The organism is Streptomyces alboflavus, assembly GCF_000716675.1.
Classification (GTDB): domain Bacteria; phylum Actinomycetota; class Actinomycetes; order Streptomycetales; family Streptomycetaceae; genus Streptomyces; species Streptomyces alboflavus.
This window is the reverse complement of the sequence record NZ_JNXT01000045.1, coordinates 54,967-75,765: the sequence shown is the minus strand read 5'-3', so window position 1 is coordinate 75,765 and position 20,799 is coordinate 54,967. Positions and strand designations below refer to the sequence as shown.

Sequence of the window (20,799 nt, the reverse complement as noted above, 5' to 3'; positions counted from 1 at the left end):
TGCGGTCCGGGTGAACAGGGCCTATACCGGTGGCCCATGCCATCGGTGTGGGGTTCGTGCGAAGAGTGGTCCGGGCGGGGGGAGTTGGGCAAAGCTGTGTTTCACTTATCTCTCTGTGGGCATGTCGACAAAACGCTGAAGTGACCTCACTGGCTGCGGTATACCAGGTGTACCCAGGTTGCAGGTGGTGCGACGATGGACGTTATGGGGGACAAGGCAACTCTGTTGGAGAGTGGGCGGTTTGCGCAGCCGGCCGAACGGGAGGATCCCGGGTCGGCCGCTGAGGAGATGCGGCACCGGATCGCGGCTGAGGCCGGAGACGTGGACGCGATGAGCGTTCTCGGCAGCCTGCTGCTGCGCCGCGGTGATCTCGACGGTGCCGAATCCTTGCTGCGGGCCGCGACCGCGGCCGGTGACCGTGCCGCCGCCAACAACCTCGGCGTCCTTCTGCATCAGCGTGGATATGTCGACGAAGCGGCAGGGTGGTGGCGCATCGCCGCCGTCGCCGGTTCCGCCGCCGCGGCACACGCGCTCGGCCGGCACCACCGCGAGCGCGGCGACGAGCCCGCCGCCGAGTACTGGCTCAGGCAGTCCGCCGAGCAGGGCCACACGCTGGGGGCGTACGCCCTCGCCGACCTCCTGGAGCACCGCGGTGACGTGGGCGCCGAGCGCTGGATGCGTACGGCGGCCGAGCGCGGCCACCGCGAGGCCGCGTACCGCCTGGCGCGGGTGCTCGACAAGCGCGCGGAGCGGGAGGGGCCCGGGGAGTCCGGAGTCCGGACCGGGACGGGTCTGCGCCCCGCGCTCTCCGGTCAGCCGGGTCAGCCTGTGCGCCCCGGCGCGGGCGCGCGGACCGACGGCGCGAAGCCCGGTCTCGTACGCCCCGACATGGGGGCGCGCATCGGCACCATGCGCCCTACCGGTGGTGCACGCGCCGGTGACGCGCGCTCTGACAACGGACGCAAGGAAGGTGTCCGAGCGGGCGGCGCCGAGGCCCGGCGCGGCGACCGCGGGCTCTCGCTCACCGACGAGGCCGAGCAGTGGTACCGCCAGGCGGCCGCGCGCGGACACCGCAGGGCCGCCCTGCACCTGGGCGCGATCCTGGAGCGGCGCGGCGACCTCAAGGAGGCCGGGCGCTGGTACCTGACGTCCGCCAAGGACGGCGAGGCGCGCGCCGCCTGCGCGCTCGCCTTCCTGCTCCGTGACGCGGGCGACGAGGAGAACGCCGCCGTGTGGTGGCTCAGGGCCGCCCAGGACGGCGACGGGAACGCCGCCAACGCCCTGGGCGCGCTGCACGCCGAGCGCGGCGAGACCCAGACCGCCGAGCGCTGGTACCGAGCGGCCATGGACGCGGGCGACAACAACGGCGCGTACAACCTCGGCCTGCTCTGCGCCGAGCAGAAGCGCACCGCGCAGGCCGACCAGTGGTACCGCCGCGCCGCCTACGCCGGGCACCGCGAGGCCGCCAACGCGCTCGCCGTGCTGCTGCTCCAGGGCGGCGACGCGGCGGGCGCGGAGCCGTGGTTCTCCAAGGCCGCGGAGGCCGGCAGCGTGGACGCGGCGTTCAACCTCGGGATCCTGTACGCGAGCCGGGGTGACGACACCGCGGCCCTCAAGTGGTACGAGCGGGCCGCCGCGGCCGGGCACACCGAGGCCGCCCTCCAGGTCGGCACGGCGCGGCTGCGCGACGGCGACGAGCGGGACGCGGAGCGGCACCTGCGGTGCGCGGCGGGCGGCGGCAGCGCGGAGGCGGCCTACCGGCTCGGCACCGTGCTCGACGCGCGGCGTCCGCCCGCGGGGCCGCCCGCGCTCGGGGAGCCCGCCGCGCAGAAGACCGAGTGCGAGGAGTGGTACGAGCGCGCGGCCGAGCAGGGGCACCGGCGAGCCCAGGTGCGGGTCGGGATGCTCGCCGCGGGCCGGGGCGACGTGGTCGAGGCCGCGCGCTGGTACCGGCTCGCCGCGGAGGCCGGGAGCCGGAACGGGGCGTTCAACCTCGGGCTGCTGCTCGCCAGGGAGGGCAGTGAGCCGGAGGCCGCGCTGTGGTGGACCCGGGCCGCCGACGCGGGGCACGGGCGGGCCGCGCTGCGGCTCGCGCTGCTGTACGCGCGGCGGGGGCAGCTCACCGAGGGGCGGGGTGGAGCAGCTCGGTAGCTCGCTGGGCTCATAACCCAGAGGTCGCAGGTTCAAATCCTGTCCCCGCTACTGAAACCGAAGGCCCGGAATCGTTCAGCGATTCCGGGCCTTCGGCATGTGCGCCGCGCGCCTGTGCGCGCCGAACGCGCGAAGGCCCGGCACCCACGGTGCCGGGCCTTCGTACGAGAAGAAGCGGGTCCTACGCCGTCGCCACGCAGTTCGGGCACACGCCCCGATACGTGACTTCCACGTCCGAGATCGTGAAGCCGAAGCGCTCCGAGTCGGGGAGCGCCGACAGCGGGTTCCCCGTCGGGTGCACATCGCGGATGGCGCCGCAGCGGGCGCACACCAGGTGCTGGTGCGGCCGGTGCGCGTTCGGGTCGTACCGCTTGGCTCTGCGGTCCGTCGAGACCTCGAGGACCTCGCCGAGCGAGACCAGCTCGCCCAGGGTGTTGTAGACGGTCGCCCGGGAGATCTCCGGCAGCTTGTCGACGGCGCGGGCGTGGACCTCGTCCGCCGTCAGATGCACGTGCTCTCCGTCGAGGACCTCGGCCACGACACGCCGCTGCGCGGTCATTCGCCAGCCGCGTCCGCGCAGTCGTTCCAACAGGTCACTCATGCAGCCAGCCTAACAGGCAAGGGGACCAGGTCCCGAACGGGTGTGACTTTGGATGCTTACTTGACTTAGACATTGTCTATCGTAGGATCGAGTTCGGCATAAGCCAAGGGACAGGACTTGCACCAAATGACGCAGGAGGCGCACGTGACGCAGGGACCCCTCACGACCGAGGCAGGCGCACCGGTCGCGGACAACCAGAACAGCGAGACCGCGGGCGTCGGCGGACCGGTCCTGGTGCAGGACCAGCTGCTGCTCGAGAAGCTGGCGCACTTCAACCGCGAGCGCATCCCGGAGCGCGTCGTGCACGCCCGGGGCGCGGGCGCCTACGGCACCTTCACGGTGACCGCGGACGTCACGAAGTACACGCGCGCCGCGTTCCTCTCCGAGGTCGGCAAGGAGACGGAGACCTTCCTCCGCTTCTCCACGGTGGCCGGCAACCTGGGCGCGGCCGACGCGGTGCGCGACCCGCGCGGCTTCTCGCTGAAGTTCTACACCGAGGAGGGGAACTACGACCTCGTCGGCAACAACACCCCGATCTTCTTCATCAGGGACGCCATCAAGTTCCCGGACTTCATCCACACCCAGAAGCGCGACCCGTACACGGGCTCGCAGGAGGCCGACAACGTCTGGGACTTCTGGGGCCTGAGCCCGGAGTCCACGCACCAGGTGACGTGGCTGTTCGGCGACCGCGGCATCCCGGCGTCGTACCGGCACATGGACGGCTTCGGCTCGCACACGTTCCAGTGGAGCAACGAGGCGGGCGAGGTCTTCTGGGTCAAGTACCACTTCAAGACGGACCAGGGGATCAAGAACCTGACCGCCGCGGACGCCGAGGTCCTCGCGGGCAAGGACCCCGACTCCCACCAGCGCGACCTGCGCGAGTCCATCGAGCGCGGCGAGTTCCCGTCCTGGACCGTGCAGGTGCAGATCATGCCGGCGGCCGACGCGGCGAAGTACCGCTTCAACCCCTTCGACCTCACCAAGGTCTGGCCGCACGCGGACTACCCGCCGATCGAGATCGGCAAGCTGGAGCTCAACCGCAACCCGGAGAACGTCTTCGCGGAGGTCGAGCAGGCCATCTTCAGCCCCGCCCACTTCGTGCCGGGCATCGGCCCGTCGCCGGACAAGATGCTCCAGGGCCGGCTGTTCGCGTACGGCGACGCCCACCGGTACAGGGTCGGCATCAACGCCGACCACCTCCCGGTGAACCGCCCGCACGCCACCGAGGCGCGCACCAACAGCCGGGACGGCTTCCTCTACGACGGCCGCCACAAGGGCGCGAAGAACTACGAGCCGAACAGCTTCGGCGGCCCCTTCCAGACGGACCGCGCGCTGTGGGCGTCCACGCCCGTCAGCGGCGGCACCGGCAACCACGAGACCCCGAGCCACGCCGAGGACGACGACTTCGTGCAGGCGGGCAACCTCTACCGACTGATGTCGGAGGACGAGAAGGCGCGCCTGATCGAGAACCTCGCGGGCAACATCGCGGGTGTCTCGCGCGACGACATAGCGGAGCGCGCCATCGACAACTTCCGCCAGGCGGACGGTGACTTCGGCAAGCGCCTGGAGACCGCGGTCCAGGCCCTTCGGGGCTAGCGCCCCTCCCCTTTTGCGCCTAAACCGGCGCCGCTCTCGCGGACCTGGTTCCTCGGCGTGGGGGTTGCTCAATTGATGGCTGCGGTTTCGTGCGGCGCCTGTGCGGATCTCATCCGCGCAGGCGCCGTTGTGCTCAGGCCAGAGCCGCCGCCTGGCGGCGTATCGGTGCCCAGCAGCGGATGATGTCCCGTACGGAGACGATGCCCACCGGCTCGTCGCCGTCGAGCACGATGAGGTGCCGGAACCCGCCGTGCGACATCGCGTCGGCGGCGTCCTCCAGGGTCCAGGTCGGCGCGGCGAAGACGACGTCGGTCGTCGTGTGGGTGCCCGCGGTCTCGGTGTCGGGGTCCTGGCCGAGGCCGAGGGAGATGAGGACGTCGCGCTCGGTCAGGATGCCGAGGCCGTAGGTGTCGGTGTCGAGGACGACGGCCGCGCCGACGCGGCGGGCCGACATCAGCCGGGCCGCCTGCCGGAGGGTGTGGGCGGGGCCGATGGTGAGGACCATCGTGCTCATGGCGTCGCGGACGAGCATGGGTTGGAGCCACCTCCTTGGCGAACCCGTGGTCCGCGCGATGCCGAAGGATTGCCTCCGTTTCACGGCGGAGGGGACCTTCCCGTCATCGACTTGGAGAACGGGTTCACAAGTTCACAAGTGGGAGAACTCTCAGAGTCGCAGGCGCGCGGGGCGGCAACAAGAGGGCGTGCGGGGTCAGTTCGCGGGGCGCCGAAAGCGCCGCCGCACCTCAGTAGCGCTGGTTGAGGTAGCCGAGCAGCTCGTCGTGGAGCAGGCCGTTCGACGCCGCCGCGTTGCCGCTGTGCGGTCCTGGGGTGCCGTCGATGCCGGTGAAGCTGCCGCCCGCCTCGGTCACGACGATCGCGTTCGCCGCCATGTCCCAGAGCGAAAGCTCCGGCTCGGCGCACAGGTCGACGGAGCCCTCGGCGACCATCATGTACGGCCAGAAGTCCCCGTAGCCGCGGGTGCGCCAGCAGGCCCGGGTGAGGTCGAGGAAGCCGTCGAGACGCCCCTGGTCCTCCCAGCCGCTCAGCGAGGAGTACGCGAGCGAGGCGTCCTGGAGCCGCGAGACCTTGGAGACCCGCAGCCGCGTCGCGGACGTCAGGCTGCGGCCCGTGTACGCGCCGCCGCCCTTCGCGGCCCACCAGCGGCGGCCGAGCGCGGGCGCCGAGACCACGCCGACGACCGGCTGATAACCGCCCTCGCCCGCCTCCATGAGGGAGATGAGCGTGGCCCAGACGGGTACGCCGCGTACGTAGTTCTTGGTGCCGTCGATCGGGTCGATGACCCAGCGGCGGGGGCCCGTGCCCTCGATGCCGTACTCCTCGCCGAGGATCGCGTCCCGCGGCCGGGCCCGCTGGAGCTGGCCGCGGATCAGCTCCTCGGCGGCCTTGTCGGCCTCGCTGACCGGCGTCATGTCCGGCTTGGTCTCGACCTTGAGGTCGAGGGCCTTGAACCGGTCCATGGTCGCGGCGTCGGCGGCGTCCGCGAGGACGTGGGCGAGGCGCAGATCATCGTGGTAGTCGGGCATGGGTGAACAGTATCGATCTCGATTCGGACGGGCCACAGCGCGTATCGGGCGGTGCCCGCAGGAACCCTTGACAGTGCCCGCGGGCGAGTCAACTCTGGCGAACAGGACCGCAAGGGCCGTCCAGGTCCGGGGCAGCGGGAGGCGACGATGCCTGCAGCGCGGGAGTCACTGCTGGACGCGGCCTACACCGCGCTGGCCCGCAGGCCGTGGGCCGGGGTGCGGATGGTCGACGTGGCAGCCGTCGCCGGGGTGTCCCGGCAGACCCTCTACAACGAGTTCGGCAGCAAGGACGGCCTCGCCAGGGCGCTGCTCCGGCGCGAGACCGACGCGTATCTGCGGGGCGTCGAGCGGGCGCTGGCGCAGGCCCGCGACCCCGTGGACCGTCTTGCCGCGGTGAGCGCGTGGACGATCGGGGCGGCGCGCGACAACGTCCTGGTACGGGCCGTGCTCACCGGCTTCTGGGGCGAGCGGCTTCCGATGCCGAGCCGGGCGGCCGTGTCCAGCTCCCCGGTCCCGGCCCAGCGCCGCGCCGACGCGGGCGTGCCCACCCCCGCCGAACTCCTCGCCCAGGTCAGGGACCGCGCGATGGCCGCACTCACCGAGCGCGGCCGCCCCTCGGAGACGGAGGAGCTGGCGCGGGCGTGCGAGAGCGCGGTGCGGGTGGCGCTGTCGTACGTGGTGGCGCCCGCGGGGCGGGAGGAGGATCCGGCGCGGCTTGTGCGCAGGGTGATCGCGGGGGCGGCGGGCCGTCAGCCGGCCGGCGTCAGTGCGCCGAGCCCGACAGCTGGAGGCCGATGACGCCGACGATCACCAGCGAGATGGAGACGATCTTCAGCGTGGAGACCAGGTCACCGAGGAAGATCATGCCGTAGATCGCCGTGCCCGCGGCCCCGATGCCGGTCCAGACCGCGTACGCCGGCCCCACGTCCAGCTTCTTCAGGGCCAGCGTGAGCAGCCCGAAGCTGCCGAGTGCGAAGGCCGCGAACGCGATGGTGGGCCAGAGACGGGTGAAGCCGTGGGACAGCTTCAGGCAGACCGCGAAGCCCGTCTCGAGGATCCCGGCGACGATGACCAGCAGCCACGCCATGGTTGTGCCTCCCACGTCCGTACGTTCCGTGACCGCTTCACCAAAGCTTGATTCAATCTTGGTGCGATTATGCACTTACCGGAGCGACGGGGGCGTAAACAACGCGGAGTTCAGAGCCGATCAGCTGCCGTCGTGTCAGCCGCCATCGTGTCAGCCGCCGTCGCGTCAGTCGCCCTCGTGCCGTTCGCGCGTCGCGAGCAGCCGCCGCAGCGAGTACAGCCGCGCCGGATCCGCGTGCCCCTCGGCCACCCACGCGTCGAGCGCGCAGTCCGCCTCGTCGTGGCTGCACGCGCGCGGGCAGTTCTCCGTGCCGGGCTCCAGGTCGGGGAAGGCGTGGATGACGCGGGACGGGTCGACGTGGTGCAGGCCGAAGGAGCGCACGCCCGGGGTGTCGACGACCCAGCCCTCGTCGTCGGGCAGCGGCAGCGCCAGGGCGGAGGTGGTGGTGTGCCGGCCGCGTCCCGTCACCGCGTTCACATGGCCGGTGCTGCGCCGCCGCTCGGGCGGGACCAGGGCGTTCACGAGGGTCGTCTTGCCGACGCCGGAGTGGCCGACGAACGCCGTGATCTTCCCGGCGAGTTCGGCGCGGACGCGGTCGGCGGCGTCGCCGTTCTCCAGCTCCTCGCGGTTGGTGACGACGTAGGGGATGTCCAAGTCGCCGTACAGCTCGAGGAGTTTGTCCGGGGGCGCGAGGTCGGACTTGGTGAGGACGAGCAGCGGGGTGAGGCCGCCGTCGTAGGCCGCGACGAGGCAGCGGTCGATCATGCGGGGGCGCGGCTCGGGGTCGGCGAGGGCGGTGACGATGGCGAGCTGGTCGGCGTTGGCGACGACCACGCGCTCGTAGGGATCGTCGTCGTCGGCGGTGCGGCGCAGCACCGAGGAGCGCCCCTCGATGCGGACGATGCGGGCGAGCGTGTCCTTCTTGCCGGAGAGATCGCCGACGATGCCGACGCGGTCGCCGACGACGGCGGCCTTGCGGCCCAGCTCGCGGGCCTTCATCGCGACGATGACGCGGTCCTCGACGAGGCAGGTGAGACGGCCGCGGTCGACGGTCAGGACCATGCCCTCGGCGGCGTCCTCGTGCTTGGGGCGGATGTGGGTGCGCGGGCGGTTGCCCTTGCGGTTGGGGCGGACGCGGATGTCGTCCTCGTCCGGGTTCTTGCCGTAGCGGCGCATGGTCGTGATCGCCTGTCAGTTCCCGAGCATTCCGGCCCACAGCTCGGGGAAGTCGGGCAGCGTCTTGGCGGTGGTCGCGACGTTCTCGATCTGTACCCCGGGCACGGCGAGGCCGATGATGGCGCCGGCGGTGGCCATGCGGTGGTCGTCGTAGGTGTGGAAGACGCCGCCGTGCAGCGGGCGCGGGCGGATGTGCAGGCCGTCGGCGGTCTCGGTGACGTCGCCGCCCAGCTCGTTGATCTCCTTGGTGAGCGCGGCCAGGCGGTCCGTCTCGTGCAGCCGCAGGTGGGCGACGCCGCGCAGGGTGGAGGGGGAGTCGGCGAGGGCGGCGACGGCGGCGATGCCGGGGGTCAGCTCGCCGACCTCGCTGAGGTCGACGTCGATGCCGTGGATCGAGCCGGAGCCGGTGAAGGTCAGGCCCTGCTCGGTCAGCTCGCAGGAACCGCCCATCTCGGTGAAGATCTGGCGCAGCGCGTCGCCGGGCTGGGTGGTGCGGGCGGGCCAGTCCGGGACGGTGACGCTGCCGCCGGTGACGAGGGCCGCGGCCAGGAACGGCTGGGCGTTGGACAGGTCGGGCTCGACGGTCAGGTCACGGCCGAGCAGGGCGCCGGGGGTGACCCGCCAGACGTTCGGCTCGCCTCCCGCCTCGGGGGTGTCGACCTGGGCGCCGCACGCGCGCAGCATGTCGACGGTCATCCGGATGTGCGGCATGGAGGGCAGGGCGCTGCCGACGTGGCGCACCTCCACGCCTTGGTTGAAGCGCGGGCCCGAAAGCAGCAGGGCGCTCACGAACTGCGACGAGGAGGAGGCGTCGATCTCCACCTGGCCGCCGTCCAGGGCGCCGCCGCCGTGCACCGTCAGGGGCAGGGCGCCGCGGTTGTCGTCGTCGATGCGGGCGCCGAGGGCGCGCAGCGCGTCGATCACGCCGTGCAGGGGGCGCTCGTACGAACGGGGGTCGCCGTCGAAGCGGATCGGGCCGTCGGCGAGGGCGGCGACCGGCGGCAGGAAGCGCATGACCGTGCCCGCGTTGCCGACGTCGACCGTGGCCGGGCCGCGCAGGCCCGAGGGGATCACACGCCAGGCCTCACCGGAGCCGTCCGGACCGACGCCTTCCTCGATGCCCACCCCCATGGCGCGCAGCGCGGCCGCCATCAGGAGGGTGTCGCGGGAGCGCAGCGGGCGGCGCAGCCAGCCCGGCTCGGCGGCGAGCGCGGCGAGGACGAGGCCACGGTTGGTGACCGACTTCGAGCCCGGCACGTGGACCGTCGCGGCGACGGCTCCGCTCGCGTGCGGGGCGGGCCAGAGGGCGGTGTGTGTCGGGTTCACGGTCATGCCCACACTTTAGTGTCTCGCGCCGACCACAGATCTTGATCAGAAGTGGCGGAACCCAGGCGGAACAGAGAACAGGCGGGGAATGCCGGGCCACCACCGCGTGACCGCGAGCCGTCCGCCCGGCGTCACACCGTGAGCATCCAGCGCGCTCCCCCTATGAGCGAGCACAGCGACACCGCGTGGAACAGGAACAGCCACATCCCGGCCGGGACGTGCGTGAGCCGCGACAACTGGTCCGCGTCGGAGTCCCCCGCGCCCCCGTGCCTGCGCTTGGCCTGCAGCTCGAAGGCGGGACGTACGCCGCCGAGGAGCAGGAACCACACCACGGTGTACGCGAAGGCCGCCTGCACGTCCGTGTCCGCGAGCCAGGAGACACCGAGGAACACCCCGCCCGAGATGATCACGGTCAGTGCGCCGTAGGCGTTGCGGATCATCACCAGCATGGCGACGAGCAGGGCCGTGGCGACCCACAGCAGCGCCGTGATGCGGCCCTCGCCGAGCAGCGCGGCGCCCGCGAGGCCGAGCAGCGGCGGCGCGGTGTAGCCCGCGGCGGCGGTGAGGATCATGCCGAGGCCGGTGGGCTTGCCGCGGCTGACGGTCAGGCCGCTGGTGTCGGAGTGCAGCCGGATGCCGTCGAGGCGGCGCCCGGTGAGCAGGGCGACCAGGCCGTGGCCGCCCTCGTGGGCGATGGTGACGGCGTTGCGGGAGACCCGCCAGACGGCGTGCGGCAGGACGGCGGCGAGGGCGACGGCCGCGGTGACGAGCACGAGCCACTGCTCGGGGGCGGCCTGGGTGCCGGTGAGGCGGTCCCAGAGGTCGCTCAGGCTGGCGGAAGCGGTGGGGTGCATTGCTTCGTTGGCTCCCTGTCGTAGGCCGCAGCATGGCAGTGTGGCACGTATGTGCGGACGGTATGCATCGAGTCGTGGACCAGAGGATCTCGCAGGAATCTTTGAGATCGAGAAGTGGGAGCCGGAAGAGGCCCTGGAGCCCGACTACAACGTCGCTCCCACCAAAGAGGTCTACGCCGTCCTCGACCGCCCTCTTAAGGACGCTGAGGACCGTCGTCCGGTTCGTCAGCTGCGCAAACTGAAGTGGGGACTCGTACCGTCCTGGTCGAAGACGCCCGAGGGCGGCGCGCGGATGATCAACGCGCGCGCCGAGACGGTGCACGAGAAGCCGTCGTACCGCCGGGCCTTCACCACCCGCCGGTGCGTGCTGCCCGCGGACGGCTATTACGAGTGGGTGACCGGCCAGGCCGAGCGGGACCTGGAAGTCGAGGGGAAGAAGAAGCGGCCCCGCAAGCAGCCGTACTTCGTCACCCCGGCCGACGGGTCGGTGTTCGCGATGGCCGGTCTGTACGAGTTCTGGCGGGACAAGACGCTCCCCGACGAGCACCCGCTCGCCTGGTGGGTGACGTGCTCGGTGATCACCACGGAGGCCGAGACCGCCCCGCTGGCCGTCGGCCCCAAGGAGGGCCCGCAGGCCCTCGCGGACATCCACCCGCGCATGCCGCTGATGCTGACCCCCGACCGCTGGGACGCCTGGCTCGACCCCGCCCGCACGGACGTGGACGACCTGCGCTCCCTCCTGGAGCCGCCGCCGCACGGGCTGATGCGGGCCTATCCCGTGTCCACGGCGGTGAGCAGTGTGAAGAACAACGGTCCGGAGCTGCTGACGGAGCTGGAGGGTCCGGAAGAGGGCACACTCTTCTGACGTGACCAAGAGCGAGTCGGCCGGTACGGCCAAGAGCAGCGTCGGCACGGCCAGGAGCGAGACCGTCGAGACCGACGCCGGAACGGCCCGGATCACCTGGCACCCGGCGAAGAAGAAGGCGCGGCTCGTCCTCGCCGTCAGCCATGGCGCGGGCGGCGGCATCGAGGCGCGCGACCTCCAGGCCCTCGCCGCCGAGCTGCCCGCGCACGGCGTGACCGTCGCCCTGGTGGAGCAGCCGTGGCGCGTCGCCGGCAAGAAGGTGGCGCCCGCCCCCAAGACCCTCGACGTCGGCTGGCGCGGCCTGTGGCCCGCGCTCACGAAGCCCGGCCTCCCGGTGATCGCGGGCGGCCGCAGCGCCGGGGCCCGGGTCGCCTGCCGCACGGCCGCCGAACTGGGCGCCGTCGCCGTGCTCGCGCTGAGCTTTCCGCTGCACCTGCCCGGCAAGCCGGAGAAGTCCCGCGCGGACGAGCTCCTGGGCGCTGGGGTGGCGACCCTCGTCGTCCAGGGCGGCAACGATCCCTTCGGCAGGCCGGCGGAGTTCCCCGCCGACGGCGCGTACGAACTCGTCGAGATCCCCTTCGGCGATCACTCCTTCGCCGTGCCGAAAAGGGCGGACATCGGACAGGACGAGGCAGTGAAACGCATCACGGACGCCGTCGCGCGGTGGGCGGGAATGTTGGGTGCGTGACGGCTGTTGTCGCCAGCAGACCCCGACAGCCGTTCGTACGAGAGGGAGCCCACCGCATGGGACCGACCATCTGCCCGAACCGCTCCACCACCTCTGACCTGGAGTGGACGGTGCTGAGCGCGCCCAAGGCCGCTCCTATTCGGGCGGCGCGCGGAGGGGGTCGTCGTCTATCCTCCGATTCGAGTGGGGCCGCTTTCGGACCCGCCACGTCGTTGGAGGAGGTGGGTCCGGTCACTGGGACCGACGCAGGGACCGAGAACGGCCACGCCGAGCAGTCCGGGCAGCCCGAGGAGACGGCCGCGCAGCGCACGGCCCGCTTCGAGCGGGACGCCCTGACGTTCCTCGACCAGATGTACTCCGCGGCGCTGCGCATGACGCGCAACCCGGCGGACGCGGAGGACCTGGTGCAGGAGACCTACGCGAAGGCGTACGCGTCGTTCCACCAGTTCCGCGAGGGCACCAACCTCAAGGCGTGGCTGTACCGGATCCTCACGAACACGTTCATCAACTCGTACCGCAAGAAGCAGCGCGAGCCCCAGCGCAGCGCCGCCGAGGAGATCGAGGACTGGCAGCTCGCGCGCGCCGAGTCGCACATGTCCACGGGTCTGCGCTCGGCCGAGTCGCAGGCGCTGGACCACCTGCCGGACTCCGACGTGAAGAACGCGCTGCAGGCGATTCCGGAGGAATTCCGCATCGCCGTCTATCTCGCGGACGTAGAGGGCTTTGCGTACAAGGAGATCGCCGACATCATGGGTACACCCATCGGTACGGTGATGTCCCGTCTTCACCGCGGCCGCCGCCAACTCCGCGGCATGCTGGAGGACTACGCGCGTGACCGCGGCCTGGTCCCGGCCGGTGCCGGAGAGTCGAACGAAGCGAAAGGCTCGGGCTCATGAGCTGCGAAGAGCCGCACGAGACTGACTGCAGTGAGGTCCTGGATCATCTCTATGAGTTCCTGGACCACGAGATGCCGGACAGCGACTGCACCAAGTTCGAGACGCACTTCGAGGAGTGCTCTCCGTGCCTGGAGAAGTACGGCCTCGAGCAGGCGGTCAAGAAGCTGGTGAAGCGCTGCTGCGGCCAGGACGACGTGCCCGCCGACCTGCGGGCCAAGGTCATGGGCCGGATCGACCTGATCCGCTCGGGCCAGGCGGTGCCCGACCAGGACCTGACGGCGACGCCGGTGGACGGCACGGCCTGATCTGAGCTGTCTCGCCCCCCGGGTCTTGATCCGGGCGGCGTAATTCGGCCGTCGTACGTTCGTTTCTCTTCTTTCTCACGCGCTTTCTCACTCGAAGGTGCTAATTCGCGGCTGCGAGCCGTGGCATGCCAGAACCCCGTTCTAGTCTCCGGATCTCCGGACCTGGATCGGGGGAGGAGGCGGCCATGCGCTCGGTTCCGGCACGGGCCCGCGGATACGTCCTGTGCGTCGCCCTCGGCGGCGGCGCCTGCGTCGCGCCCGCGCTCGGCCCGGGCACCCGGTGGACCGTCGTCGCGCTGCTCGCCGCCCTGTACGCCGGGGGCGAGCGCGCCGTGCGGCACGGCGTCGCCGCCCGCACGTTCTTCCCCGTCCTGCTCGCCGGCGTCTTCCTGCTGCCGCCCGCGGCCGCCGCCCTCGTCGCCGTGCCGGGAGCCCTCTGCGCCCGCGTCGAGCGGCGCCCGCGGTGGCTGCGCCGGGCCTGGCGCGCGGCGCAGCTCGCCCTGGCCGCCTGGGCCGCCGGACAGGCGTACGCGGCCCTCGAAGGCCCCGGGGCCGCGTCGGCGCCCCACTTCCCGTACGTCCTGCTGCCCGCCGCGGCCGCCGTGCTCGCCTTCGCCGGGGTCCTCGCCGCGCTCGACGGCGGCATCCTCGTGACGGCGGAGCGGGTGCCCGCGCGGACGGCCTGGCAGGGCACGCTGCCCCGCTCCCTCGCGCCCGTCGCGGTGCACGGCCTCGCCGGGCTGATGATGGCCGTCCTGTGGCAGAGCCCCTACGGCCCGCCCGCGGCCCTCCTCGTCCTGCTCCCGATGGGCGTCTCGTGCTGGGTGTTCGCCCAGTACCACCGCGAACGCGCCGCCCACCAGGCCACCATCCGCGCCCTCGTGCAGGCCGTCGACATCAAGGACCGCTACACCCGCGGCCACAGCGAGCGCGTCGGCCGCGCCGCCGTCCTGATCGCCCGCGAACTCGGCATGCCCGACGAGCGCGTGGAGGTCCTCCGCTTCGCCGGGATCCTGCACGACGTCGGCAAACTCGGCGTCCCCACCCGCCTTCTGCGCAAGGAGGGGCCCCTGACACCGCAGGAGCGCCGGGTGATCGAGCTGCACCCCGAGTACGGGCACGAGATGGTCCGCGGCATCGGCTTCCTCGGCGACGCGCGGGCGGCGATCCTGCACCACCACGAACGCATCGACGGCAGCGGCTACCCCTACGGCCTGACCGGCACCCAGATCCCCGAGTCCGCCCGCGTGGTGGCCGTCGCCGACGCCTTCGACGCCATGACCTCGTCCCGCTCCTACCGCCGCGCACGCCCCGTCCCCGCCGCCCTCGCCGAACTGCGGCGCTGCGCCGGGGCCCAGTTCGACGCGGCGATGGTCGGGGCGCTGGTGCGGGCCCTGGACCGGCACGGGTGGGACTCGGAGGTGACGGCGGGGAGCGCCCCGCTGGACGACGTCCCGCCGGACGGCCCCGCGCCCGCCCCCGAAGCCCGCCCCGGCGCCGCCCCGCACCTCCCCGAAGCGTTCCGCCCCCTCCGCCGGTGACCGCCCGCCGTGGGCCGCGGCTGCCCGCCGCCGTGCCGGGTGCGGTGCGCGGGGCCGCCGGGCTCGTCGCCGCCGGGGCGCTGGGGGCGACCCTCTGGAGCGGGGCCGAGGAGCCCGGGGTCGCGCTGGCCTTCGGGGTGCTCATAGCCGTCGGGGAGCTGGCGCGGTGGGGGAGCGGCGCGGAGCGGGAGCCCGCGCCGCTCGGGTCCGCGGGCGCGCTCGCGTACGCCCTGCTCGGCGAGTGCGGTGGGCGGCCGACGCACCACGGGGTGCTGCAGGTCGTCGCCGTCGTCGTCGCAGCGGGCCTGGTCGCGGCCGTGCCGCACGTGGCGCTCGGCCGCGGCCCGTCCCCCGACCACATCGCCCGCCGGGTCCTCGCCGTGGCCTTCGCCGCGCTGTGCTTCCAACCCCTGTACAACTCCGGGCGGTTGGAGGCCCTCGCCGGACACGGCCCCGGGTACGCCGCCGTCATCGTGACCCTCCTCGCGCTCACCGCCCTGTGCGACGCCGTGCTCGCCGCCGCCATGGCGCACGCCAGGTCGGGGTGGCCGTTCGGGCCGCTGCTGCGGGACGAGCTGCGGGGCATGGCCGGGATCGGGTCCGCCGTGTGCGCGACGGGGGCCGTGATGGCGCTCGCGGTCGCCGTGGCCGGTCTGTGGGCGCTGCCCGTCTTCAGTCTGCCGCTGCTCCTGACCCAGCTGGCCTTCCGCCGGTACGCGGCCGTCCGGACCACCTACCGGCAGACCATCGCCTCCCTGGCCCGCGCCACCGAGATCGCCGGGTACACCCCGGCAGGACACGCGCGCCGCGTCGCCGACCTCAGCCGCGCCACCGGCCGCGAGCTGGGCCTCTCCGGAGCCGACCTGGGCGTCCTCGAGCACGCCGCCCTGCTGCACGACATCGGCCAGCTCTCCCTCGTCGACCCCGTCCCGGCGGGCGCCACCGCGGCCCTGCCGGAGGCCGAGCAGCGCCGGATCGCCCTGCTCGGCGGCGCCGTCGTACGCCAGACAGGTGGCGCCGCCGACGTCGCCGTGGTCGTGGAGCGCCAGGCCGATCCGTTCCGCGACCAGCCGCTCACCGCGCGCATCGTGCGCGTCGCGAACGCATACGACGAGATGGCTCGGGAACACGGGCCACAAGGGCCGCTCAGCGCACTGGAGCGGCTGCGCCTCGGCACCGGCAGGGAGTACCAGCCGGAGGTCGTGGAGGCCCTGGCACGGGTGCTCGCGCGAGGCCGCGGGCGGCCGGGTGAGCGGCGGCAGGTCCCCGGGCCGCCGGAGCCGTCCCAGGAGGGCCCCGACGGGCTTGGCAGGGGGCCCGCGGGGGAGCGCGGGTGACGGCGTGGTGGTGTGTGCCACGGGCCGTCTGACCCCGCGCCCAGCTGGGTAACCCATGGGTAATGAGCGGCCGTCCGACGGTCCGTGGTTGGATGCGAAGGAAGCGCGGAAGCGCGACAGCACGGCAGCGGGGAAACCCCGACAAGAGCTGGCAGGCGGGAATCGTGAGGATCTTCGGCAAGGGACGGCACCGGCCCTCCGCCTCCTGGCGGCAGGCCACCGACCGGGCGTTCACGCTCATCGGCGACGGCCGCTACGAGGACGCGGGCGCACTCCTGACACGCGCCGCCGATCTCGAACCCTGGCTGTCGGAGTCCTGGTTCAACCTCGCGCTCCTGCACAAGTTCCGGCACGACTGGGAGCAGGCGCGGGCCGCGGGCCTCAGGGCCGTGGCGCTGCTCGACCGCTCCGCCGGGGCCCCCGACTGGTGGAACGTGGGCATCGCGGCGACCGCGCTCCAGGACTGGCCGCTCGCGCGCCGCGCCTGGCAGGCGTACGGCCTGAAGGTGCCCGGCGGTGTCGCCGCCACGGGTGAACCCATGGGCATGGAGCTGGGCAGCGCGGCCGTGCGGCTCTCGCCGGAGGGCGAGGCGGAGGTCGTGTGGGGCCGCAGGCTGGACCCGGCGCGGATAGAGGTGCTCTCCATCCCGCTGCCGTCCTCCGGGCGCCGCTGGGGCGAGGTCGTCCTGCACGACGGGGTGCCGCACGGTGAGCGGACCACGGCCGCCGGGCACGCGTACCCCGTCTTCGACGAGATCGAGCTGTGGGCGCCCTCGCCGGTGCCCACGTGGGTGGTCCTCTTGGAGGCCGCCACCGAGGAGGACAGGGACGCCCTGGAGCGGCTCGCCGCCGACGCCGGGTTCGCCGCCGAGGACTGGTCGTCGTCCGTGCGGCTGCTGTGCCGGATGTGCTCGGAGTCGCGGATGCCGAGCGACGAGGGGGACGGGGAGCACCTGGACCCCCACGACCACAGCGAGCCCGGGCACCCGGGTCCGCTCGGGCACCGCAGCCCGGGGGCGCTGTGGGTGCCGGAGCGCGAGTGCGGTCTTGCCGCGCCGGCCGGGCTGGTGCGGGGACTCCTGGACGGCTGGGTGGCCGACAGCCCGGACTCACGGGACTGGCGGGACCTGGAAGAGGTCTGCTAGCCCCTGGGCGCAGCGGGCCCGTCCGGTGAGTGCGGACGCCGTACCCTGTACGGGCACCACAGGCAGCGGTTCCCAGGAAGTCCCAGGAAGAAGGCATACGGCGGACATGGCGCAGGACACTGAGCAGAGTTTCACGGGTGGAGTGCTCCCGGTCGACGACGAGGGCTTCGTCGTCGACACCGAGGACGCCGAGGAGCGCGAGACGGCCCACCGCGAGCGCGGCACGTCCCGGCCGATCACGGTCGTCGGCAACCCGGTCCTGCACAAGGAGTGCAAGGACGTCACCGCCTTCGACGACGACCTCGCGAAGCTCGTCGACGACATGTTCGCCAGCCAGCGCACCGCGCAGGGCGTGGGCCTTGCCGCCAACCAGATCGGCGTGGACCTGAAGGTCTTCGTCTACGACTGCATGGACGACGACGGCGTCCGGCACGTCGGCGTGGTGTGCAACCCCGTGCTCGAGGAGCTGCCCGCCGACCGGCGCCACCTCGACGAGTCGGGCGAGGGCTGCCTGTCCGTGCCCACGGCGTACGCGGACCTGGCCCGCCCGGACTACGCGGTCGTCACCGGTCAGGACGAGCAGGGCAACGCCATCAAGGTGCGCGGCACCGGCTACTTCGCCCGCTGCCTGCAGCACGAGACGGACCACCTGTACGGGTATCTCTACATCGACCGTCTCTCCAAGCGGGAGCGCAAGGACGCGCTGCGGCAGATGGAAGAGGGCACACCGCGCTACCCCGTGGTGCCGAATGACTGAAGTGCGCACCGGTTGAGGCGCACGAGCAGTACGTGACAGCAGCGGCCCCTGGTCGGGAACACCCCACTGACCAGGGGCCGTTGGCGTACCCGTGCAGAACCGGACAGGACTAGCCCACGATCGGACGCCGATGATCCAGATTCAGTCACGTAAGGGGATGTTCTCGGCACACCGGGGTAGTGAATGGCGCAAATCTGTTCCCTGAACGGTCAGTTGTGGTGCTGAATGGAAAGCGCGGGGATACGCAACGGCGCGCGCCCGGCACGGCGGGAGGGGCGTGTGTCCTCAGGCGGTCGAGAGGGGTTTGTTCGTGCCTGCTTCCTCACACAGCACTTCGCAGTCGGACCGGACGGCACGGGTACCGACAAGGCTTCCGGCATATGCGGCGGAACGCGTCCCGCGGCAACGCCGCAAGCCGGCCGGGCCGATGCGTCCAGCCGTTCGAACGCGGGCGGTATCCGTACCGCCCCCACTGGCCCTTCCGGTGGTGGAGTCGGAGTTTCCTCGTCATCTGCATCCGTATTGGCCAAAGCTTCAGGAGAACTCGCGGGCATGGCTCCTGGAAAAGCGGCTCATGCCCCCCGACAAGGTTGCGGCATATGCCGACAGCCTTTGCTACACCGACCTGGTCGCCGGGTACTACATCGGCGCCCCTGACGAACTGCTCGCCGCCATCGCGGACTTGAGCTCCTGGTTCTTCGGCTGGGACGACCGGCACGACCGCGACGCGGTGCACGGCAGGACGGCGCAGTGGCGGCGGCTGTGCCAAGGGCTGCACGCGACCCTGGAGCACCCACGGCAGCAACTGACCCATCCGGACCCACTGGTCGCGGGCTTCGCGGACTGCGTCCTGAGGCTCTACTCGCACCTCGGGCCACGCTGGAACGCGCGGTTCGCCCGGCACTTCCACCCGGTGATCGACGCCTACGACCACGAGTTCGGCAACCGGCGCACCGGGACCGTCCCGGCCGTCGAGGCGTACGTGGAACTGCGCCGCCTCACCTTCGCGCACTGGGTGTGGATCGATCTGCTCGAACCCACCGCGCGCTGCGAATTGCCGGACGCCGTCCGCAAGCACCCGGCATATCGCGCGGCGGCGCTCGCGACCCAGGATTTCTCCGCCTGGTACAACGACCTCTGCTCGCTCCCCAAGGAATTGGCGGGCGACGAGGTGCACAACCTCGGGATATCCCTCATGCAGCACGAGGGACTCTCGCTCCAGGAGACGGTCGCGGAAGTCCACCGGCGCGTGAGCGACTGCGTCGGTGATTTCCTGGCGGTGGAGCCTGAACTCCTTCTGCTGGCCGACGAAATGGCGGCGGACGGCGCCTACGGAAGGCGCATCGGAGCCGCGCTCCAATCCTGTGTCTTCAATATGCGGAACTGGTTCAGTTCCGTGTACTGGTTCCACCACGAATCCGGCAGGTATCGCGTCGAGAGTTGGGACGACAGGTCCCTTCCCCCGTATGTCTCCGACGCCTCAGCCCCCGAATTCCCGAGCACCGACCTGGCAGAAACCGATCCCTCTGGTGGTGAAGAATGACCGTCGAATCCACGGCCTCCGCGATACCCGCGACCACCGCACCGCTGCGCACCCCACCGCTGGTGCAGGGCGGAGCACCGGTTCTCGGCCACGCCTGGAACCTGGTGCGCGACCCGCTCGGCTTCCTCGCCGCCCTGCGTGACCATGGAGATCTCGTCCGGATCAGGCTGGGGCCGAAGACCGCGTACGCGGTGAACGATCCCGAACTGGTCGGGCGGATGCTCAAGAGCCCGGAGTACATCGTCGGCGGGCCCCTCTGGGACACCCTGGAGGTCCTGCTCGGCAAGGGCGTGGCCACCAGCAACGGCCAGGTGCACCGCCGCCAGCGGCGCATGATGCAGCCCGCATTCCGGCCCGAGCGCATCGCCGACTACGCGCGCGTGATGGCCGAGGAGGCACAGGCGACGGCGGCCCGCTGGGACCACGGCAGCACGGTGGACGTGAGCGCGGAGATGTTCCGCACCGCCGTCCGCATCGTGTCCCGCTCGCTCCTGGAGGTCGACTCGATCGGCGAGAAGGCGGACCGCATCAGCGACTCGCTGCACACCGTCTTCGAAGGTCTCTACCGCCGCATGGTGCTCTCCGTCGGCCCGCTCTACCGGGTGCCGACCCCCGCCAACCGGCGCTTCGAGCGCGCCCTCGCGGATCTGCACGCGCTCGTCGACGAGATCATCGCCGAACGCCGCGCCCTCGGCACCGGCCAGGAACAGGACCTGCTGGCCGAATTGCTCCGCGCGCACGACGAAACCGGAGAGCCGCTCGCCGATCAGGAGATCCACGACCATGTGGTCTCCCTCGTCGTCGCGGGCGCGGAGAATGTCGCGTCCACGCTGGCGTGGACGTTCCATCTGCTCACCGAACACCCCGAGCAGGAAAGGCGGTTGGTTGAAGAAGTAAATTCCGTGGCGTCGGGACGCCCGGTGGCCTTCGCCGATCTCAAGGAGCTGCCGCACACCCGCAATGTCGTCACGGAGGCGATGCGTATACGTCCGGCCGCGTGGATTTTCACGCGCCGCTCGGTGGCCGAGACCGACCTCGGCGGCTATCGCATTCCGGCCGACGCGGACATCGTCTACAGCGTGTACGCGATGCAGCGCGATCCGCGTTCGTTCGAGCGGCATCTGGAGTTCGACCCGGACCGCTGGAATCCGGAACGCGCCGCGAGCGTCCCGGAGTTCGCGATGATGCCGTTCAGCGTCGGCAACCGTAAGTGCCCCGGGGATCACTTCAGTCTGGCGGAGCTGACCCTGATCCTGGCCACCGTCCTGCCGAAGTGGCGCCTCAGCCCGGTCGAGTCGACCGACACGGCCACCAAGGTCGGCATCACCCTGCACCCGAAGAAGCTGGTCCTGCGCGCACAGCGGCGCTGACCCGGGGCCCGCGGGCC

The 20,799-nt window shown here is 71.9% G+C and carries 19 protein-coding genes, 1 tRNA gene and 1 pseudogene; 14 read left to right on the top strand and 7 right to left on the bottom strand.

Annotation, left to right across the window (positions count from 1 at the left end; all coding sequences use genetic code 11):
• Positions 1 to 288: 288 nt before the first annotated feature.
• Positions 289 to 2,148 (top strand): annotated as a pseudogene (locus tag OO63_RS44010) (tetratricopeptide repeat protein); the annotation flags it as partial.
• A tRNA-Met gene (locus OO63_RS29260) sits at positions 2,129 to 2,202 on the top strand. The pseudogene OO63_RS44010 and the gene OO63_RS29260, both read left to right, overlap by 20 nt.
• A gap of 130 nt (positions 2,203 to 2,332) precedes the next feature.
• On the opposite strand, the gene OO63_RS29255 is transcribed toward OO63_RS29260, so the two are convergent.
• Entirely contained in the window at positions 2,333 to 2,752 is a 420-nt protein-coding gene (locus OO63_RS29255) for a Fur family transcriptional regulator (RefSeq protein ID WP_031192735.1), read from the bottom strand.
• Positions 2,753 to 2,896: 144 nt separating this feature from the next.
• Between OO63_RS29255 and OO63_RS29250 the strand changes: the two genes are divergently transcribed.
• The gene (locus OO63_RS29250; RefSeq protein ID WP_030359838.1) at positions 2,897 to 4,348 is read left to right on the top strand and encodes a catalase; all 1,452 of its coding nucleotides are present in this window, start codon (positions 2,897 to 2,899) and stop codon (positions 4,346 to 4,348) included.
• A 133-nt stretch (positions 4,349 to 4,481) separates the two neighbouring features.
• Here the strand turns inward: OO63_RS29250 and OO63_RS29245 are convergent, their stop codons facing one another.
• Positions 4,482 to 4,880, bottom strand: a complete 399-nt coding sequence (locus OO63_RS29245; RefSeq protein WP_030359839.1) for a CBS domain-containing protein — start codon at positions 4,878 to 4,880, stop codon at positions 4,482 to 4,484.
• A 211-nt stretch (positions 4,881 to 5,091) separates the two neighbouring features.
• Positions 5,092 to 5,892, bottom strand: coding sequence for a histidinol-phosphatase (gene hisN, locus OO63_RS29240; protein WP_030359840.1), 801 nt, complete (start codon positions 5,890 to 5,892; stop codon positions 5,092 to 5,094).
• Positions 5,893 to 6,039: 147 nt separating this feature from the next.
• Between hisN and OO63_RS29235 the strand changes: the two genes are divergently transcribed.
• On the top strand, positions 6,040 to 6,690 hold the full coding sequence (locus OO63_RS29235; protein ID WP_051811301.1) for a TetR/AcrR family transcriptional regulator: 651 nt from the start codon (positions 6,040 to 6,042) through the stop codon (positions 6,688 to 6,690).
• Here OO63_RS29235 and OO63_RS29230 read toward each other — a convergent pair.
• The 4 genes from OO63_RS29230 to OO63_RS29215 form a co-directional block, all read right to left on the bottom strand.
• Complete coding sequence (locus OO63_RS29230) at positions 6,656 to 6,979, bottom strand: DMT family transporter (protein ID WP_030359842.1); 324 nt, start codon at positions 6,977 to 6,979, stop codon at positions 6,656 to 6,658. The genes OO63_RS29235 and OO63_RS29230 overlap by 35 nt on opposite strands.
• Positions 6,980 to 7,144: 165 nt before the next feature.
• A complete protein-coding gene (rsgA, locus tag OO63_RS29225) occupies positions 7,145 to 8,155 on the bottom strand; it encodes a ribosome small subunit-dependent GTPase A (RefSeq protein ID WP_030359843.1) in 1,011 nt (336 codons plus the stop codon).
• A gap of 15 nt (positions 8,156 to 8,170) precedes the next feature.
• The gene (gene aroA, locus OO63_RS29220; protein ID WP_030359844.1) at positions 8,171 to 9,487 is read right to left on the bottom strand and encodes a 3-phosphoshikimate 1-carboxyvinyltransferase; all 1,317 of its coding nucleotides are present in this window, start codon (positions 9,485 to 9,487) and stop codon (positions 8,171 to 8,173) included.
• A gap of 125 nt (positions 9,488 to 9,612) precedes the next feature.
• Positions 9,613 to 10,335 carry a M50 family metallopeptidase gene (locus OO63_RS29215; protein ID WP_030359845.1) on the bottom strand — a complete coding sequence of 241 codons (723 nt, stop codon included), beginning with the start codon at positions 10,333 to 10,335 and terminating at the stop codon, positions 9,613 to 9,615.
• A gap of 49 nt (positions 10,336 to 10,384) precedes the next feature.
• On the opposite strand from OO63_RS29215, the gene OO63_RS29210 reads away from it, so the two are divergent.
• The 10 genes from OO63_RS29210 (at position 10,385) to OO63_RS29165 (ending at position 20,782) form a co-directional block, all read left to right on the top strand.
• Positions 10,385 to 11,200: an SOS response-associated peptidase gene (locus OO63_RS29210; RefSeq protein ID WP_078619430.1), complete on the top strand. Its 816-nt coding sequence runs from the start codon at positions 10,385 to 10,387 to the stop codon at positions 11,198 to 11,200.
• Position 11,201: 1 nt separating this feature from the next.
• Positions 11,202 to 11,888 carry an alpha/beta hydrolase family protein gene (locus tag OO63_RS29205; protein ID WP_030359847.1) on the top strand — a complete coding sequence of 229 codons (687 nt, stop codon included), beginning with the start codon at positions 11,202 to 11,204 and terminating at the stop codon, positions 11,886 to 11,888.
• A gap of 221 nt (positions 11,889 to 12,109) precedes the next feature.
• Positions 12,110 to 12,784 (top strand): sigma-70 family RNA polymerase sigma factor, encoded by a 675-nt coding sequence (locus OO63_RS29200; RefSeq protein WP_030359848.1) that lies wholly within the window; start codon positions 12,110 to 12,112, stop codon positions 12,782 to 12,784.
• On the top strand, positions 12,781 to 13,089 hold the full coding sequence (gene rsrA, locus OO63_RS29195) for a mycothiol system anti-sigma-R factor (protein ID WP_030359849.1): 309 nt from the start codon (positions 12,781 to 12,783) through the stop codon (positions 13,087 to 13,089). The genes OO63_RS29200 and rsrA overlap by 4 nt, the downstream gene beginning before the upstream one ends.
• A 185-nt stretch (positions 13,090 to 13,274) precedes the next feature.
• Positions 13,275 to 14,630, top strand: a complete 1,356-nt coding sequence (locus OO63_RS29190; protein ID WP_051811300.1) for an HD-GYP domain-containing protein — start codon at positions 13,275 to 13,277, stop codon at positions 14,628 to 14,630.
• Positions 14,627 to 15,967 carry an HD-GYP domain-containing protein gene (locus OO63_RS29185; protein WP_397622213.1) on the top strand — a complete coding sequence of 447 codons (1,341 nt, stop codon included), beginning with the start codon at positions 14,627 to 14,629 and terminating at the stop codon, positions 15,965 to 15,967. Before OO63_RS29190 ends, OO63_RS29185 begins: the two co-directional genes overlap by 4 nt.
• A gap of 164 nt (positions 15,968 to 16,131) precedes the next feature.
• On the top strand, positions 16,132 to 17,112 hold the full coding sequence (locus OO63_RS29180; RefSeq protein WP_030359852.1) for a tetratricopeptide repeat protein: 981 nt from the start codon (positions 16,132 to 16,134) through the stop codon (positions 17,110 to 17,112).
• Positions 17,113 to 17,218: 106 nt separating this feature from the next.
• Positions 17,219 to 17,869: a peptide deformylase gene (gene def, locus OO63_RS29175; protein WP_030359853.1), complete on the top strand. Its 651-nt coding sequence runs from the start codon at positions 17,219 to 17,221 to the stop codon at positions 17,867 to 17,869.
• A gap of 427 nt (positions 17,870 to 18,296) precedes the next feature.
• The gene (locus tag OO63_RS29170; RefSeq protein WP_031192732.1) at positions 18,297 to 19,412 is read left to right on the top strand and encodes a terpene synthase family protein; all 1,116 of its coding nucleotides are present in this window, start codon (positions 18,297 to 18,299) and stop codon (positions 19,410 to 19,412) included.
• Positions 19,409 to 20,782, top strand: a complete 1,374-nt coding sequence (locus OO63_RS29165) for a bifunctional albaflavenone monooxygenase/terpene synthase (protein ID WP_030359855.1) — start codon at positions 19,409 to 19,411, stop codon at positions 20,780 to 20,782. Before OO63_RS29170 ends, OO63_RS29165 begins: the two co-directional genes overlap by 4 nt.
• Positions 20,783 to 20,799 lie beyond the last annotated feature (17 nt).